The 16,682-nt window shown below is 68.8% G+C and carries 16 protein-coding genes and 1 riboswitch; of the genes, 8 read left to right on the top strand and 8 right to left on the bottom strand.

Going from position 1 to position 16,682, the window contains the following annotated elements; genetic code table 11:
• Positions 1-84: 84 nt before the first annotated feature.
• Together cydB and AB8A24_RS01825 are read right to left on the bottom strand one after the other, a co-directional pair.
• Positions 85-1,086: a cytochrome d ubiquinol oxidase subunit II gene (cydB, locus tag AB8A24_RS01830; protein ID WP_369474367.1), complete on the bottom strand. Its 1,002-nt coding sequence runs from the start codon at positions 1,084-1,086 to the stop codon at positions 85-87.
• Positions 1,087-1,104: 18 nt separating this feature from the next.
• Positions 1,105-2,610 (bottom strand): cytochrome ubiquinol oxidase subunit I, encoded by a 1,506-nt coding sequence (locus AB8A24_RS01825; RefSeq protein WP_266383230.1) that lies wholly within the window; start codon positions 2,608-2,610, stop codon positions 1,105-1,107.
• A 191-nt stretch (positions 2,611-2,801) separates the two neighbouring features.
• Here AB8A24_RS01825 and AB8A24_RS01820 point away from each other — a divergent pair, with 191 nt between their 5' ends.
• Positions 2,802-3,170, top strand: a complete 369-nt coding sequence (locus AB8A24_RS01820; protein ID WP_328962588.1) for a cyclophilin-like fold protein — start codon at positions 2,802-2,804, stop codon at positions 3,168-3,170.
• An 82-nt stretch (positions 3,171-3,252) separates the two neighbouring features.
• On the opposite strand, the gene hisC is transcribed toward AB8A24_RS01820, so the two are convergent.
• Positions 3,253-4,332: a histidinol-phosphate transaminase gene (hisC, locus tag AB8A24_RS01815; protein ID WP_328962587.1), complete on the bottom strand. Its 1,080-nt coding sequence runs from the start codon at positions 4,330-4,332 to the stop codon at positions 3,253-3,255.
• 361 nt (positions 4,333-4,693) lie between these two features.
• On the opposite strand from hisC, the gene AB8A24_RS01810 reads away from it, so the two are divergent.
• The 3 genes from AB8A24_RS01810 (at position 4,694) to AB8A24_RS01800 (ending at position 8,375) form a co-directional block, all read left to right on the top strand.
• Positions 4,694-5,809: a LacI family DNA-binding transcriptional regulator gene (locus AB8A24_RS01810; RefSeq protein WP_328962586.1), complete on the top strand. Its 1,116-nt coding sequence runs from the start codon at positions 4,694-4,696 to the stop codon at positions 5,807-5,809.
• A gap of 285 nt (positions 5,810-6,094) precedes the next feature.
• On the top strand, positions 6,095-7,402 hold the full coding sequence (locus AB8A24_RS01805) for a metallophosphoesterase (RefSeq protein WP_369474364.1): 1,308 nt from the start codon (positions 6,095-6,097) through the stop codon (positions 7,400-7,402).
• A gap of 148 nt (positions 7,403-7,550) precedes the next feature.
• Positions 7,551-8,375: a hypothetical protein gene (locus tag AB8A24_RS01800; protein WP_328962584.1), complete on the top strand. Its 825-nt coding sequence runs from the start codon at positions 7,551-7,553 to the stop codon at positions 8,373-8,375.
• A gap of 258 nt (positions 8,376-8,633) precedes the next feature.
• Here AB8A24_RS01800 and thiC read toward each other — a convergent pair whose 3' ends face one another.
• A complete protein-coding gene (gene thiC, locus AB8A24_RS01795; protein ID WP_266383219.1) occupies positions 8,634-10,421 on the bottom strand; it encodes a phosphomethylpyrimidine synthase ThiC in 1,788 nt (595 codons plus the stop codon).
• A riboswitch (TPP riboswitch) is annotated at positions 10,416-10,561 on the bottom strand. It overlaps the preceding gene by 6 nt.
• Before the next feature lie 39 nt (positions 10,562-10,600).
• Between thiC and AB8A24_RS01790 the strand changes: the two genes are divergently transcribed.
• Positions 10,601-12,124: a YibE/F family protein gene (locus AB8A24_RS01790; protein WP_328962583.1), complete on the top strand. Its 1,524-nt coding sequence runs from the start codon at positions 10,601-10,603 to the stop codon at positions 12,122-12,124.
• An 80-nt stretch (positions 12,125-12,204) separates the two neighbouring features.
• Here the strand turns inward: AB8A24_RS01790 and AB8A24_RS01785 are convergent, their stop codons facing one another.
• The 4 genes from AB8A24_RS01785 to AB8A24_RS01770 form a co-directional block, all read right to left on the bottom strand.
• The gene (locus tag AB8A24_RS01785; protein ID WP_030008369.1) at positions 12,205-12,654 is read right to left on the bottom strand and encodes an SsgA family sporulation/cell division regulator; all 450 of its coding nucleotides are present in this window, start codon (positions 12,652-12,654) and stop codon (positions 12,205-12,207) included.
• Positions 12,655-12,751: 97 nt separating this feature from the next.
• Positions 12,752-13,498 (bottom strand): helix-turn-helix domain-containing protein, encoded by a 747-nt coding sequence (locus AB8A24_RS01780; protein WP_328962582.1) that lies wholly within the window; start codon positions 13,496-13,498, stop codon positions 12,752-12,754.
• A gap of 296 nt (positions 13,499-13,794) precedes the next feature.
• Positions 13,795-14,022 carry a DUF5326 family protein gene (locus AB8A24_RS01775; protein ID WP_030713860.1) on the bottom strand — a complete coding sequence of 76 codons (228 nt, stop codon included), beginning with the start codon at positions 14,020-14,022 and terminating at the stop codon, positions 13,795-13,797.
• Between the two features lie 155 nt (positions 14,023-14,177).
• Positions 14,178-14,495, bottom strand: coding sequence for a cupin domain-containing protein (locus AB8A24_RS01770; RefSeq protein WP_030008372.1), 318 nt, complete (start codon positions 14,493-14,495; stop codon positions 14,178-14,180).
• 89 nt (positions 14,496-14,584) lie between these two features.
• On the opposite strand from AB8A24_RS01770, the gene AB8A24_RS01765 reads away from it, so the two are divergent.
• The 3 genes from AB8A24_RS01765 to AB8A24_RS01755 are packed head-to-tail and all read left to right on the top strand — an operon-like array spanning position 14,585 to position 16,625.
• Positions 14,585-14,965: a phage holin family protein gene (locus AB8A24_RS01765; protein WP_030755446.1), complete on the top strand. Its 381-nt coding sequence runs from the start codon at positions 14,585-14,587 to the stop codon at positions 14,963-14,965.
• Positions 14,966-14,976: 11 nt separating this feature from the next.
• Positions 14,977-15,468, top strand: coding sequence for a low molecular weight protein-tyrosine-phosphatase (locus AB8A24_RS01760; protein ID WP_266383210.1), 492 nt, complete (start codon positions 14,977-14,979; stop codon positions 15,466-15,468).
• The gene (locus AB8A24_RS01755; RefSeq protein WP_328962581.1) at positions 15,465-16,625 is read left to right on the top strand and encodes a cystathionine gamma-lyase; all 1,161 of its coding nucleotides are present in this window, start codon (positions 15,465-15,467) and stop codon (positions 16,623-16,625) included. The genes AB8A24_RS01760 and AB8A24_RS01755 overlap by 4 nt, the downstream gene beginning before the upstream one ends.
• The last annotated feature ends 57 nt before the right edge of the window (positions 16,626-16,682 follow it).

The following is a 16,682-nucleotide window of genomic DNA, read 5'->3' as shown; positions in this document are numbered from 1 at the left end:
TCGTCAGCCGGACGGGCGGGTCACAGGTCGCGGGGACCGGGCGCGGGGCCCGGTACCCGTTCGGTGCACGGATCGGTGGATGGATCAGTGCACATCGACGATGTGCTGCGTCCCGATCCGCTTGCGGAACACCCAGTACGTCCAGCCCTGGTAGAGCAGTACGAGCGGGGTGGCCACGGCCGCACACCAGGTCATGATCTTCAGGGTGTACGCGCTGGACGAGGAGTTGGTGACCGTGAGGTTCCAGGCCTCGTTCAGCGAGGACGGCATGACGTTCGGGAAGAGCGTGAGGAAGAGCATCGCGACCGCGGCCGCGATGGTGACCCCGGACAGGGCGAACGACCAGCCCTCGCGGCCGGCGAGGTTGAAGCCGAGGGCCCCGACCAGCGCCAGCACCGCGACGATCATCGCGATCAGGCTCGTACCGTCGCCGCGCGAGACCTGGGTCCAGATGAGGAAGACCAGGGCCAGTACGGCGGTGACGACGCCCAGCCGGGTCGCCAGCTTCCGCGAGCGGTCCCGGATGTCACCGACGGTCTTGAGCGAGGTGAAGACCGTGCCGTGGAAGGTGAACAGGGTGAGGGTGACCAGTCCGCCGAGGATCGAGTAGACGTTCAGCAGGTCGAGGAAGCTGCCGACGTACTCCTTGTTCTCATCGATCTTGACGCCGCGCACGATGTTGGCGAAGGCGACGCCCCACAGGAACGCGGGGATCAGCGAGGTCCAGAAGATCGCGTGTTCCCAGTTGGTCTGCCAGCGGTCCTCGGGGCGCTTGTGCCGGTACTCGAAGGCCACGCCACGAATGATGAGGCAGATCAGGATGAGCAGCAGCGGCAGGTAGAAGCCCGAGAAGAGGGTGGCGTACCAGTCGGGGAAGGCGGCGAAGGTGGCACCGCCCGCGGTGAGCAGCCAGACCTCGTTCCCGTCCCACACGGGTCCGATCGTGTTGATCAGGACCCTCCTCTCCGTGCGGTCACGGGCGAGCAGCTTGGTCAGTACGCCGACCCCGAAGTCGAAGCCCTCCAGGAAGAAGTAGCCGGTCCACAGGACGGCGATGAGTACGAACCAGACATCGTGGAGTTGCATGGTGTGCGCTCCTCGGCCTCAGTACGAGAAGGCCATCGGCCGGTCGGGGTTCTTGTCGTCCCCACCGATCTTGGTGGGTGGGTTGAGGTCTGCCTCGGTGAGTTCGGGCGGGCCGGCCTTGACGTACTTGACGAGGAGCTTGACCTCGATCACGGCGAGCACGGCGTACAGGAGCGTGAAGCCGATCATCGAGGTCAGCACCTCGCCCTGCGACACGTTCGGCGAGACCGCGTCCCGGGTGCGCAGGACTCCGTAGACGACCCAGGGCTGGCGGCCCATCTCGGTGAAGATCCAGCCCCAGGAGTTGGCGATGAGCGGGAAGCCCATCGTCCAGAGCGCGACGATCCAGTACAGGTTGGCGAACTTCGGGCTCAGCGCCTTCTTGAAGAGGACCAGGTTCGGGACCTCGTCCTCCCCGGTCCGCAGACCCGGCGGCAGCATGAACTTCTTGCGCGTCAGCCACAGGCCCAGCACGCCGACACCCAGCGAGGCCATGCCGAAGCCGATCATCCAGCGGAAGCCCCAGTAGGCGACCGGGATGTTGGGCCGGTAGTCGCCGGGACCGAACTTCTCCTGCTCCGCCTTGTTGACGTCGTTGATGCCGGGGACGAAGGAGGTGAAGTCGTCGTTGGCCAGGAAGGACAGCAGGCCCGGGATCTCTATCGCGACCTTGTTGTGGCCCTTCTCGACGTCGCCGTAGGCGAAGACCGAGAAGGGAGCCGGCGCCTCGCCGTCCCAGAGGGCCTCGGCGGCGGCCATCTTCATGGGCTGCTGCTTGAACATCACCTTGCCGAGCAGGTCACCGCTGATCGCGGTGCCCATACCGGCGATGATCAGGACGATCAGGCCGAGGCGCAGCGAGCTCCGCATCACGGGGATGTGCTTCTTGCGCGCCAGGTGGAAGGCCGATATTCCGGCCATGAACGCGCCACCGACCAGGAAGGCGGCCGTGATGGTGTGGAAGAACTGGGTGAGCGCGGTGTTCTGGGTCAGCACGAGCCAGAAGTCGGTGAGCTCCGCCCGGCCCCGCTCCTCGTTGATGCGGTACCCAACCGGGTGCTGCATCCAGGAATTGGCCGCCAGGATGAAATAGGCGGACAGGACGGTGCCCATGGACACCATCCAGATGCACGCCAGGTGGATCTTCTTCGGCAGCTTGTCCCAGCCGAAGATCCACAGACCGATGAAGGTCGACTCGAAGAAGAAGGCGATCAGTGCTTCGAAGGCCAGGGGGGCCCCGAAGATGTCGCCGACGAATCGCGAGTAGTCGGACCAGTTCATGCCGAACTGGAACTCCTGGACGATGCCGGTGACGACACCCATCGCGATATTGATCAAGAAGAGCTTCCCCCAGAACTTCGTCGCTCTGAGGTACTTCTCCTTCTCGGTGCGCACCCACGCCGTCTGCAAACCCGCCGTAAGGGCGGCGAGCGAGATCGTCAGGGGCACGAAGAGGAAGTGGTAGACGGTCGTAATGCCGAACTGCCATCGCGCCAATGTCTCCGGCGCCAAAGCTAGGTCCACGTCGTCTTCTCCTTGTCGTCGCCGTGGTCACAGCCGCAGTCTGCCTGGCGGGTTCCCTCCATATCGGGAGGAAGCAGGACACGCTTGTGAACGCGTTCACATTCACAAGCATTATGTCGTACCACTCTCGGCCACCTTCGAGGGGGGTACCCCTCTAGCCAATCGATTCAACAGATTGTTGAATTCAGCGCATGCAGATACGAATCTCCTGGCCCGCGGGCCAGCTCACCGCAACCCTCGACGAGACCCCGACCAGCAAGGCACTGGTCGAGGCCCTGCCGATTTCCGCCTCCGCCAACACCTGGGGCGAGGAGGTCTACTTCGACACCGGAGTCTCCGTCGCGCTGGAGGACGACGCCCAGCAGGTCGTCGCCCCCGGCACGGTCGCGTTCTGGACCGAGGGCGACGCTCTCGCGCTGCCCTACGGCCCCACGCCGATCTCACGCGGAGGCGAGAGCCGCCTCGCGAGCCCGTGCAACGTGCTCGGCTCCTTCGACGGCGACCCCCGCCTGCTGTCCACCGTCCGCGACGGCGATCCCGTCCGCGTGGAACTCGTCTGACCGGCTCGGCCGCCTCAGCCGATTCCGCAGCCTCCGCGGCCTCGGCCGTCCCGGACAACCGGGACGGTCCGGCCGTCAGCGCCTAGAGCTCCTTGAAGAACGCCGCGGCCGCGTGCAGGAAGAGGTCGTTCGCCTCGGTCTCACCGATCGTGACCCGCAGGCCCTCGCCCGCGAAGGGCCGGACCACCACACCGGCCTTCTCGCAGGCCTCCGCGAACGCGCCGGTCCGCTCCCCCAGCCGCATCCACACGAAGTTCGCCTGCGTGTCCGGCACGGTCCAGCCCTGGGCGACCAGCGCCTCGTGCACCCGCGTGCGCTCGCTCACCAGCGCCCCGACGCGGCCCATCAGCTCGTCCTCGGCGCGCAGCGAGGCCACCGCCGCGTCCTGCGCGAGCTGGCTGACGCCGAAGGGCACCGCCGTCTTGCGCAGCGCCGCAGCCACCGGCTCGTGCGCCACCGCGAAGCCGACCCGCAGGCCGGCCAGCCCGTACGCCTTGGAGAACGTACGCAGCACGGCGACGTTCGGGCGGTTGCGGTAGAGCTCGATGCCGTCCGGTACGTCCGCGTCACGCACGAACTCGCGGTACGCCTCGTCCAGGACCACCAGGACGTCCGAGGGCACCTGGTCCAGGAAGCGCTCCAGCTCGGCGCGGCGCACGGCCGTGCCGGTGGGGTTGTTCGGGTTGCAGACGAAGATCAGCCGGGTCCGGTCGGTGATCGCCGCGGCCATGGCGTCCAGGTCGTGCACGTCGCCGTCGGTCAGCGGAACCCGCACCGAGGTAGCGCCCGAGATCTGCGTGATGATCGGGTACGCCTCGAAGGAGCGCCAGGCGTACATCACCTCGTCGCCCGGGCCGGCGGTCGACTGGATCAGCGACTGGGCCACGCCGACCGAACCGGTGCCCGTGGCGATGTGCTCGACCGGCACGCCGAAGCGCTCGGCGAGCTCGTTCACGAGGCCGGTGCAGGCCATGTCGGGGTACCGGTTGAAGTTCCCGGCCGCGGCGACCGCGGTCTCCAGCACGCCCGACAGCGGCGGATACGGGTTCTCGTTCGAGGACAGCTTGTACGCGACAGGCCCTCCCGCGGCAGCCGGCTTGCCGGGCTTGTATGTCGGAATGCCGTCCAGCTCGGCGCGCAGCTTCGGGCTCTTCTCGCTCACCGCAGGTCCTCCTCGACCGTCCCGTCCGACGTCGCCGTCGACTCAATACTGCTCACCTTATGAGGATTCCGCCGTTCCGAGAATGGGGGCGCCAGGAATGCGGGGGAGCGCACGCATATATGCGCGCGCCGGTGGCCTGCGCCGTGGCGCGCATCCCTCGTGCAGGTGAGTTGAGAACGGCCCGAGATCGCATCGTTTTGGCATGCCCGGACCCGACGACAAGCTCCACACTCACCCTCAGCGACCAAACACCTTCATTTCCAAGGTCATTTGGGGTGGCGAACCATGCAGAAACGTGCCTGTCAATGCCTGCATATGCACCCAGACCACCCTCCCCACCGAGCCCTACTATCGGCTCGCCATGACAGCAGCAGGGAAGCATCAGGTGAGCCGGACCGAGACCACCCGGCGGGCCGCCGGCCGACAGGGCCGGGCCGGCATCAGGGACGTGGCCGCCGCGGCGGGCGTCTCCATCACAACCGTCTCCGACGCGCTCAATGGCAAGGGACGGCTGCCCGACGCCACCCGCCGCCACGTTCGCGAAGTGGCCGACCGGCTGGGCTACCGCCCGTCGGCCGCCGCCCGCACCCTCCGTACCGGCAAGTCCGGCCTCATCGGCCTGACCGTGACGACGTACGGGGAAGAACCTTTCACCTTCACCGAATTCGCCTACTTCGCCGAGATGGCCAGGGCCGCCACCTCCGCCGCGCTCGCCCGCGGCTACGCCCTGGTCATCCTCCCCGCCACCTCCCGCCACGACGTGTGGTCCAACGTCGCCCTCGACGGCACCGTCGTCATCGATCCCTCCGACCACGATCCCGTCGTCACCGAACTGGTCCGCCAAGGTCTGCCCGTGGTCTCCGACGGCCGCCCCGCAGGCTCCCTCCCCGTCACCGCCTGGGTCGACAACGACCACGAGGCCGCCGTACTCGGCCTGCTCGACCACCTCGCCGCCGCCGGCGCCCGCCGGATCGGACTGCTGACCGGGACCACCACCGACACCTACACCCGACTCTCCACCACCGCCTACCTCAGCTGGTGCGAGCGCGTCGGCCAGGACCCGGTCTACGAGTCCTACCCCGCGCACGACCCGTGCGCGGGCGCCGTCGCCGCCGACCGGCTCCTCGCCCGCCCCGACCGGCCCGACGCGGTCTACGGGCTCTTCGACCCCAACGGCACCGATCTGCTCGCCGCCGCCCGCCGCTACGGCCTGCGCGTCCCCGAGGACCTGCTGCTCGTGTGCTGCAGCGAGTCCACCGTCTACGCGAACACCGAGCCGCCCATCACCACCCTGTCCCTCAAACCCCGCCGCATCGGCACCGCCGTCGTCCAGCTCCTCATCGACGCGATCGAGGGAGTGAACACCGGGCGTCCCGTCGAGCAGGTCGTCCCGACCGAACTCATCATCCGTACCTCGTCGCAGCGCCGACAGCCCCGCACGACCGTCAGCCCGCCCCGTTCGCCGGCCCAGGACTGACCGACAGACCGTCCGGTCGGCCTGTCGAGAGGCCGACCCAGGACCGTCCGAAGGTCATCCGAACACCGCACGAGCACCGACCAAGGACCGGCCGACGATTTCAGCAACACCGATATCGGTAGAAAACGGTAGGAACGATCCGCTCCGTAAAGGATTCACCACCCCTGGTGCGTCACAGAGCGCGAGCCGCATTCCTATGATGGGCGCACGACATCACGGACCCTCCTCCCTGGAGGTCAGGAGGGTCCGCAGGTGTACGGCAGCGCGACGGTGGTGGAGGGGTCGATGACTCAGGGGGCCGGTCAGGGACCCGCGATGCGGACGGACACGCTGCGGGACTTCCGGGTTCCAGTCACCGAACCCGCCCTGTACGCCGTATCCACGTCCACCGGGCTGCCCGGCGAGACTCCGGTCTACGGCGAGTACCCGGCGTACTACGAGGACGGCACGCCGAACATGCCCCCACAGCCGGGCTATCCGCCGCAGGCGCCCGTACAGCGGCCGGCCGTGCCTCAGCAGCAGCCGGTCGTACCGCAGCAGCCTGCCGGGCCCCAGCAGCCCGCGCAGCAGCCTTCGTACCCCGACACGCGTCTCCACCCGCACGCCGACGTGGAACCGGCCCACGCGTCGACCCAGGGCCCCGACGAGGACGAGCCCGAGGGCTACACCCCGACCTACCGGGACCTGCCCGTCATCGGGCGCGGCGCGCTCGGTGGCCCCGGCGACACCGTCCAGGTCCAGTACGTGCCCCAGGAGCAGGCCGCGGGCCCCGGCCCGCTCTACGTCGTCGGCGACGTCCACGGCTACCTCGACGAGCTCGTCACCGAACTCCACGCCCAGGGTCTGATCGACGCCGAGCGCCGCTGGTCCGCCGGCAACGCCCGGCTCTGGTTCCTCGGCGACTTCACCGACCGCGGCCCCGACGGCATCGGCGTCATCGACCTCGTCATGCGACTGTCCGCCGAGGCCGCCGCCGCCGGCGGCTACTGCAAGGCCCTGATGGGCAATCACGAACTCCTGCTCATCGGCGCCAAGCGGTTCGGCGACACCCCGGTCGTCTCCGGCGCCGGCACCGCCACCTTCCAGGCCGCCTGGCTCCTCAACGGCGGCCAGCGCACCGACATGGAGCGCCTGCAGGACGTCCACCTGCAGTGGATGTCGCGGCTGGACGCGGCCGTCCTGGAGGAAGGCCACCTGCTGCTGCACTCCGACACCACGGCCTACCTCGACTACGGCGACTCCATCGAGGACGTCAACGACACCATCCACGAGCTCCTCAACCGCGGCGACGCCGACATCACCTGGGACCTCTTCCGCAAGTTCACCAAGCGGTTCGCCTTCCGCGACGAGGGAACCGGCCCGGCGGCCGTACGGGAACTCCTCGACACCTACGGCGGCAGCCGCGTCGTCCACGGGCACAGCCCCATCCCGTACCTGCTCGGCGAGGTCGGCACCGAGGACGGCGACGAATCGCGCGGACCCGAGGCCGTGGACGGCCCGCACGTGTACGCGGAGGGGCTGGCCATCGCGATGGACGGCGGGGTGACGATGGCGGGCAAACTGCTTGTCGTACAACTCCCCCTGAGCGACTGAGAGCTTACGGAGAGGGGTATTTCCGGAAAGCCCCTGTCACGGCGTGGCGTGGGCGCTCTACCATCGCTCTATCCGTAGCAGGCTCTCCTCCGTTTGTGCCGGCGCCCGGGTCTACGCGGGCATACCGGCTTCTACGGAGCATCGGGGGATGCACATGACCAGCGCTCCGCACCTGCTGACCGAAGACCGACCGGAGTTCGATCGGCTCGTCGACGAGGCGCTGCGCGCCGCGCGCGAGCGGCCCGAGCTCGCCACCCTCGGCGAACGGCTGAACGCCGAACAGCTGCGCACCATGGCCCAGGGGGCCAGCGCCCTGCTGGCGGCAGCGGCCGCCGCCGAGTACGGCCACTACGTGAAGGTCCGCGAGGAACGACGCGACGAGGTACTGGCCTCGCCCGGTACGACGGGAGACGAGGACGGCGCCGAGGGCAGCGGTGGCGGCGCGGGCATCAGCGCCGTGGTCGCGGTCCTCGCGCCCGTCCTGGCGGGCACCGCCATGCTGATCTTCCTGCTCGTCGGCTACATCCTGAAGATGATCGAGCCCGAACCGGCCTTCGCCGAGACGATGCTGACGGCGGGTTGGCTCTTCGGCGGGCTCACCGCGGCCGCCCTGCTCTTCGCGGTGATCGGGCTGCTGGTGACGGCCGTCCGCAACAGCTCGACCGAGGTGGCGGCGGACGAGACCGAGGCGATACCCGACGAGGTCGCACGGGCCCGTGAGGCCTGGCGGCACGCGCTGCTGGAGCGCGGCATCATGCCGTTCCTGCGGGACGCGCTGGCCGACCCGAGCGCCGGCCCGGGCTTTCCGACCCCCCGCACACCGGCGGCGGGCCGCATCCCCAACCTGGGGTACAGCCGGCCGGACTTCACCAGTCCGGGGTCCCCGTCGGAGAGTCCCCGGCCCGGCTACACACCTCCGGACTTCACGAGCCCGGACTTCGGCGGTCCGGAACACCAGCCGGACCAGAACTGACCCCGTCCGCCACTTCAGCTGCTTCGGCAGGTGGTCGGGGGCCATCGGGCGGATCGGCCACGAGCTGGACCCGGAGTACCAGGTGGTCGCCTGACGGCGAGACGGCGAGGACCCGCGACTCCCCCCATAGGGTCGCGGGTCCTCGCCGTCAGCTGTGCTGTCCTGCTCTGCCTGTCCTGTCGTGCCGGTCGTGCCGGTCGTGCCGGTCGTGCCTGTCGTGCCTGTCCGACGACCGTGTCTGTCCGACGACCGTGCGCGTCAGTCGGCCAGCGGCAGGTAGACGCGGCTGCCCGAGGCCGCGAACTCGGCGGACTTCTCCGCCATGCCCGCCTGGATCTCTTCCGCCTTCAGGTCGCCACCGTGCTCACGGCGGATGTCCTGCGAGATCTTCATCGAGCAGAACTTCGGACCGCACATCGAGCAGAAGTGCGCGGTCTTGGCCGGCTCCGCCGGGAGGGTCTCGTCGTGGAACTCACGGGCCGTGTCCGGGTCCAGGGCCAGGTTGAACTGGTCCTCCCAGCGGAACTCGAACCGCGCGTCCGACAGGGCGTCGTCCCACTCCTGGGCGCCCGGGTGCCCCTTGGCCAGGTCCGCGGCGTGCGCCGCGATCTTGTACGTGATGACGCCGGTCTTGACGTCGTCACGGTTGGGCAGGCCCAGGTGCTCCTTGGGCGTCACGTAGCAGAGCATCGCGGTACCCCACCAGGCGATCATCGCGGCGCCGATGCCCGAGGTGATGTGGTCGTAGGCGGGCGCGACGTCCGTGGTCAGCGGGCCGAGCGTGTAGAACGGCGCCTCCTCGCAGATCTCCTGCTGGAGGTCGATGTTCTCCTTGATCTTGTGCATCGGGACGTGGCCCGGGCCCTCGATCATCGTCTGGACGTTGTGGCGCTTGGCGATCGTGTTCAGCTCGCCCAGCGTCTTCAGCTCGGCGAACTGGGCCGCGTCGTTGGCGTCCGCGATCGAGCCGGGGCGCAGACCGTCGCCGAGGGAGTACGTGACGTCGTACGTCGCGAGGATCTCGCAGAGCTCCTCGAAGTTCGTGTAGAGGAAGTTCTCCTTGTGGTGCGCGAGGCACCACGCGGCCATGATCGAGCCACCGCGCGAGACGATGCCGGTCTTGCGGCGGGCGGTCAGCGGCACGTAGGGCAGCAGCACGCCGGCGTGGACCGTCATGTAGTCGACGCCCTGCTCGGCCTGCTCGATGACCGTGTCCTTGTAGATCTCCCAGGTCAGGTCCTCGGCACGGCCGTCGACCTTTTCCAGCGCCTGGTAGAGCGGCACGGTGCCGATCGGGACGGGGGAGTTGCGCAGCACCCACTCGCGGGTGGTGTGGATGTTGCGGCCGGTCGAGAGGTCCATGACCGTGTCGGCGCCCCACTTGGTCGCCCAGGTCATCTTGTCGACCTCCTCCTCGATGGAGGAGGTGACCGCGGAGTTGCCGATGTTGGCGTTGACCTTCACCAGGAACCGCTTGCCGATGATCATCGGCTCGATCTCGGGGTGGTTCACGTTCGCCGGAAGTACCGCGCGACCTGCGGCGATCTCCTCGCGAACGACCTCGGGGGAGACGTTCTCGCGGATCGCGACGTACTCCATCTCCGGGGTGATCTCGCCCCGGCGGGCGTACGCGAGCTGCGTGACGGCGGCGCCGTCGCGGCCACGGCGGGGCTGGCGGGGACGGCCCGGGAAGACCGCGTCGAGGTTCTTGAGGCCCCCGCGCGGCGAGGTGTGCTTGATGCCGTCGTCCTCGGGGCGCACGGGGCGGCCCGCGTACTCCTCGGTGTCCCCGCGGCTGATGATCCAGTTCTCGCGCAGCGGCGCGAGACCGCGGCGGACGTCGGTCTCGATCTGCGGGTCGGTGTACGGACCGGACGTGTCGTAGAGCGTCACGTCCTTGCCGTTGGTGAGGTGGACCTGGCGGACCGGCACCCGGAGGTCGGGGCGGGAGCCCGCCAGGTATCCCTTGTGCCAGCCCGGCTGGCGCTCGGTCTGGCCGTCGGCGTCCTGGCTGACGGCAGGCGTGCGTGCGTCCTGAATGGTCATGAGACCTGATCTCCCTACGCCGGCATTACCCGGTAACAGGTTCGGCGGTCGACGCAGCCTCTTCCCGTAGGCATCTGTGATGCCCTTACGGTGATCAGCGTCCTCTCAGCCCGGTGCTCCGAGCTCCCGCGTTGTGCAAAGGTGCCCCCACGCTAGCGTCATCCATGGCGTGCTGAACAGTGGGCCCCCTCATCTCTTGCGATGATCTGCTGGTGACGCCCTCGCCGCAGCCCCCCACCGAGCCCACAGAGACCGTTGGCCACATCGGCCACCCGCATGCGAGCCCCGAACCGTCCGCCAGACCGTCCGACGGGCACTCCGACCGGCGCTCCGACGGCCATTCGGACCCGCATTCCGACCCGCATTCCGGCGGGGACTCCGGCGGGCGCCCCTCGGATCGGTCCCACGATCACGGACACGGACACAGCCATGGCCACGGCCCGGCGGCCCCCGTCTCGAAGCACCTGCGCAAGGTCATCGCCGCCGTGCTGATCCCCTTCGCCGCGGCCGTCTTCGTCGGCATGGTGGTGCTCTGGCCGGGCGGCGCCCCCGGCCACGAGCGCACGGGGGTGGGGTTCGACCGGCAGACCCAGCAGGGCGTGGTCACCTCGCTCGAACAGGTCGACTGCAAAACCGTGAACGCCGCCCAGGTACCGACGACCGCCGCTCCTTCCACCCCGGAGGGCCGCCAGGCGCAGGCCGAGCAGACCGGTGAGTGCAAGAAGGCCACCGTCGAGGTCAGCAGCGGCCCGGACAAGGGCCGCACCTTCGTGGAGGTCGTCCAGCCGGGCGCACCACGGCAGTTGGAGGACGGTCAGGAGGTGGTGGTGGCCTACGCGCCGGACGCGCCGCGCGACCTCCAGTACTCGGTGATCGACGTGAACCGCAAGCTCCCGATGGCGCTGCTGGCCGGCATCTTCGCGGCCGCCGTCGTCCTCGTCGGGCGGATGCGCGGGCTGTTCGCGCTGGTCGCGCTGGTGGTCAGCTTCGGCGTGCTGACCCTCTTCATCCTCCCGGCCATCCTGCAGGGTTCGAACCCGCTGGTCGTCGCGGTGGTCGGGGCGAGCGCCATCATGCTGATCGCGCTCTACATGTGCCACGGGCTGACCGCCCGTACGTCGGTGGCCGTTCTCGGCACGCTCGTCTCGCTGTTGCTGATCGGGCTGCTCGGTTCGGGGTTCATCGACTGGGCGTTCCTCAGCGGCAACACCGACGACAACACCGGGCTGATCCACGGGCTGTACCCGGACATCGACATGAGTGGTTTGCTGCTCGCAGGCGTGATCATCGGCTCGCTGGGCGTGCTCGACGACGTGACGGTCACCCAGACGTCGGCGGTGTGGGAACTGCACCACGCGGACCCCTCGATGGGGCCGCGCGCCCTCTACCGGGCGGCGATCAGGATCGGTCGCGACCACATCGCGTCGGTGGTCAACACGCTGGTACTGGCCTACGCGGGTGCCGCGCTGCCACTGCTCCTGCTGTTCTCGATCGCGAACAGCAGCATGGGTTCGGTGGCCAACAGCGAGCTGGTGGCGGAGGAGATCGTACGGACCCTCGTGGGGTCGATCGGCCTGGTGGCCTCGGTGCCCGTGACAACGGCGCTGGCCGCGCTGGTGGTTTCCGCCGACCGACCGGGATCCCCGGCCGGCGCCCCGGCCGCAGGGCCGGTCCGCGGCCGGGGGCGGCGGCGCAAGCGCTGATCAGCGGATCAACCGATCGGCCGGTCAGCTGGTCAGCTGGTCAACCGATCAGCCGGTCAGCTGGTCAGCCGGTCAGCCGGTCAGCCGGCGTTCTGCTCGTTCTGCTGCGATTCGGCGAGGATCTTGCCGAGGGCCTCGTCGAGGTTCTCCTCGAAGTCCCCGAGGTTGCGCTCCTGTCCGAGGGGAACGATCCGGTCGGTCCGGTCGAGGAACGCGACGAGCGGCGCAGCGCTGGCGCGGAACAGGGCCCGGTCGCCGCCGACCTGGAGGCGGATGTGGACGTCGGACAGATCCTCCGGGTGGGTGGGGGCGATGTGCACATCGCCGTCACCGCATGGCTTGTTGATGCCGTCGAGAAGGAGTTCCCGGCCGAACGCCCAGGTCACGGGCGCATCTCCGGGAAGGTGGAAGGTCAGGCGGACTGCGTAGGGGTCGCGTGCGTCGTACCGGAGTTCCACCGGAATCCGGAACGAGAGCTCCTCGGAAACGAGGAAGCTCATCATGACCTCTGCCTGTACCGACTCGCGCATTGACTACCCCGCTGTAGTTGAAGTGGCCAGGAATGATCCCCCAGGACCCACTTGACAAGAGTGGTGGAAGCGGTAGCAGATCACAAGGAGTGAGTTTTCAGATACTGATAGAGAACGAGAGGGTGCTCAACAGCGCGCCTACTTCACTCTGTAGCCGATTGACTACATAGAGCAATCGTTCTTCTTGGTGCAGAGGGAGAGAAATGGCCATCGTCGCGACCGTATCGCCGGCCGTAATGGGGATGGCGGCACAGATCGTGCCGAGGGCATATTCCTGACGTTCGATCACCGGCTGCATTCGCCCGAGCGCCCCGATCCGGTTTTCCAGGGACCGTAGATCGCGGACGGTATAGGGGGTGATGGCCTCGACCGGATGACGGTCGTAGTAGTCCTTGCGCGTCTTCTCGTCGAGTTGCCCGAGCAGGCACTGCCCGATGGCGTGCGCATGGCCGGTCTCACGGAAGTCGGCCCACTCCTCGCAGGCCGGGCTGGTCGGAGTGTCCGAGACACCCACGACCTCGATCTCACCCTCGCGGTAGACCGCGAAGTAGACGGGGGCCCCGACCGCGTCGCGGAAGTGAGCGAGCGAGTCGAGGATCATGCTGCGACGTTTCTGCTGGAGTCCCCCACCGGCGAGCCGCGCCGCGGCCTCGCCCAGTACGAACACTCCGCGCACTCGGCGCAGATAGCCCTCGTGCGTCAGTGTGCGCAGCAGGTGGTACGCGGTGGGAAGCGGAAGCCCGGCCTCACGCGCCAGCTGTTTTGCCGGGGCTCCCTCGCTATGGGACCCCGCCGCTTCGAGCAGCCTCAGCGCGCGCTGCACCGAAGCGATCAGAGTCGGCACACCGGCATTGTGAACCGGAGACAAAGCTCACCCCCAGGCGTGGCGGCGGGCCTTTGGGGAGGCCCACCCTGCGGGGGCCGCCCCCGCGCGTGCCGTGGCTCCTGGGGGGTCGTACTCGGCGGCTCGTTTGCGTCGCCGCAGGTCAGGGCGGCAGGTCGGAGCGGTTGTACCGGCTTTCGGTGCCCAGGGAACGGCATAGATTGCCACTCTATCCACCGATTCCGGGGATGTGAGCCGTTCAGGGGGTCATGTTCCCTCACCTGGCTCAATCCCGGATCCGCCCGGACCGCTCCTGGTCACCACTCGCCGGAGGAGGACTTCGAGCCGCCGCCGCTGAACTTCTTCACGACGAAGATCAGACCGCCGACGAGGCCGACGAAGAGGAGCAGCTTGAAGACGATCCCGATCAGCGCGCCCAGGATGCTGGTGATCACACCGCCGAAGACGAAGACGGCCAGCAGCGGAACCGCGACCCACTTAACCCACCAGGGCATGCCTGCGAATATCTCTCGGATGCCGTCCATGTCCTCGACCTCTTCTTCGTCCGTGACTTCGTCCGTTGCTTCCTGCTCTCGATGCTAGGAGTCCAGGGCCCCGTATCGGGGCCCGCGAGCCCTCGGAGTCCCCTGATCCGCCCCTTAGGGGGATCAGGGCCGCGACCCTCATCCGGCCGGGCCGCTCAGCCCTCCGGAGGGGAGAAGACCACCATCACCTTCAGGTCCTCGGTGATGTGGTGGAACTTGTGCGCGACACCCGCCGGGACGTAGACGACGCTGCCGCGCGCCACGGTCGTCGTCTCCTCCCCGACGGTGATCGAGGCCCGGCCGCTGACGACGAAGTACACCTCGTCCTGCCGGTGCGGAAGCTGCGGATCGATCTGTCCGGCGTCGAGCGCGTAGAGCCCGACCGACATGTTCCGCTCGCGCAGGAACTGCAGATAGGCGCCGTCGTTCGCGGCCCGCTCCGCTTCGAGCTCGTCAAGCCGGAAGGCTTTCATCGTCGTTGTGCCCCTTGTACTCGATCGTTCCCTCGCATCCGCTGATCTGCGGATGTCCCACCGGGATCTTCTCTGCCACGATCAGACACATGACGAATTTCGTAGTCAAGACGCTCGCCAACGCGGCGGCCCTGGCCGTCGCCATCTGGCTGCTTTCCGGCATCACCCTCGACGACGGCAGCAGCACGGGCCGACGGGCGCTCACCCTGATCCTGGTCGCGCTGGTCTTCGGCCTCGTCAACTTGCTCGTCAAGCCGTTGGTGAAGCTGCTCTCGCTGCCGCTTTTCATCCTCACCCTCGGCCTGTTCACCCTCGTCGTGAACGCCCTGATGCTGCTGCTGACCTCGTGGCTGGCCTCGAAGCTCGATCTCAGCTTCCACGTCGACGGCTTCTGGACCGCCCTCCTCGGCGGCCTGATCATTTCCGTCGTCTCCTGGGCCATGAACATGGTCCTGCCCGACAAGAACTGAACGGGCCTGCCATGTATCGCGTCTGCTTCGTCTGCACGGGCAACATATGCCGCTCCCCCATGGCCGAGTCGGTCTTCCGTGCCCATGTGGCGGCGGACGGGCTCGCCGCCCTGGTCGAGGTGGACAGCGCCGGCACCGGCGGCTGGCACGAGGGGGACGGCGCCGATCCGCGCACGATCTCCGTCCTGGAGGCGGCCGGCTACGAGCAGGACCACCGGGCCCGCCGATTCCGGTCCTCCTGGTTCGCGCGGCTGGACCTCGTCATCGCGCTCGACGCCGGGCATCTGCGGGACCTCCGGGCACTCGCGCCCACCGCGCAGGACGCCGCGAAGGTGCGGCTGCTGCGTTCCTACGATCCGGCGGCCTCGACCGCCGAGACCGACGTACCGGATCCCTACTACGGGCCGCTCGACGGGTTCGAGGAGTGCCTGGAACTGGTCGAGGCCGCGAGCCCCGGCCTGCTGGATGCCGTACGCGCCGCCGTGAAGGAGCCCACCCCATGAACGAATACGCCCCCCAGGGGACCGGAGCGGCCGGGCTCGGCGACGGCACCCGCGCCGTCCGGGCCGGACTGCCCGAAGCCGTCAAGAACGAGCCGCCCCTGCCCGGACCGGTCTTCGCCGCCCACTTCCACCTCCCCGGCGACGTCGAGGGCCCCTACGCGTACGGCCGCGACACCAACCCCACCTGGACGCTGCTGGAACGCGCGATCGGGGAACTGGAGGCCCCCGGCGAGGACGTGCACACCATCGTCTTCGCCTCCGGCATGGCGGCGGTCTCCGCCGTCCTCCTCTCCCAGACGCACTCCGGCGACACCGTGGTCCTGCCCGACGACGGCTACCAGGCGCTGCCCCTGCTGCGTGAGCAACTGGAGGCGTACGGGATCCACGTGCGCACCGCTCCGACCGGTGACGACGCCCAGCTCGCGGCCCTCGACGGGGCCCGACTGCTGTGGATCGAGACCCCGTCCAACCCCGGGCTCGACGTCTGCGACGTACGCCGCCTCGTGGACGCGGCACATGCCGGCCGGACCCTGGTCGCTGTCGACAACACCCTGGCCACCCCGCTCGGACAACGGCCCCTGGAGCTGGGGGCGGACTTCTCGGTGGCCAGCGGCACCAAGGGCCTCACCGGCCACGGCGACGTCCTGCTCGGGTACGTCGTGTGCCGCGATCCGGAGCTCGCCGCCCGCGTCCGGCGGTGGCGCAAGATCGTCGGTGCGATCCCGGGCCCCATGGAGGCCTGGCTCGCCCACCGTTCGCTCGCCACGATCCAGCTGCGCGCGCAGCGCCAGTGGGCCAACGCACTGGCCGTGGCCGAGGCGCTGACGCACCGGACGGACGTGAGTGGACTGCGCTACCCGGGGCTTCCCACGGACCGCTCGCACAAGACGGCCGCCCGGCAGATGCGGGGCTTCGGGTCGGTGGTCTCCTTCACCCTGCCCGACCGCGCGCACGCGGAGCAGTTCATGGCGGCCCTGCACCTGGTCGAGGACGCCACGAGTTTCGGCGGGGTACGGTCCACCGCCGAGCGACGCGGACGCTGGGGCGGCGACGCCGTGCCGGAGGGCTTCATCCGCTTCTCCGCCGGCGCGGAGGACACCGAGGACCTGGTCGCGGACGTGCTGCGCGCCCTCGACCACGCGGGCGCCCGGGACTGAACCGGTCATGGCCGTCGTCGTGGAGAACGGTCCGAGCCTCCCCCCTGGTGGCTCGGA

Source organism: Streptomyces sp. BF23-19, assembly GCF_041106355.1.
Lineage (GTDB): Bacteria > Actinomycetota > Actinomycetes > Streptomycetales > Streptomycetaceae > Streptomyces > Streptomyces virginiae_A.
Note: the sequence above shows the minus strand (reverse complement) of the source record. Positions and strands in the feature narration are given on the sequence as shown.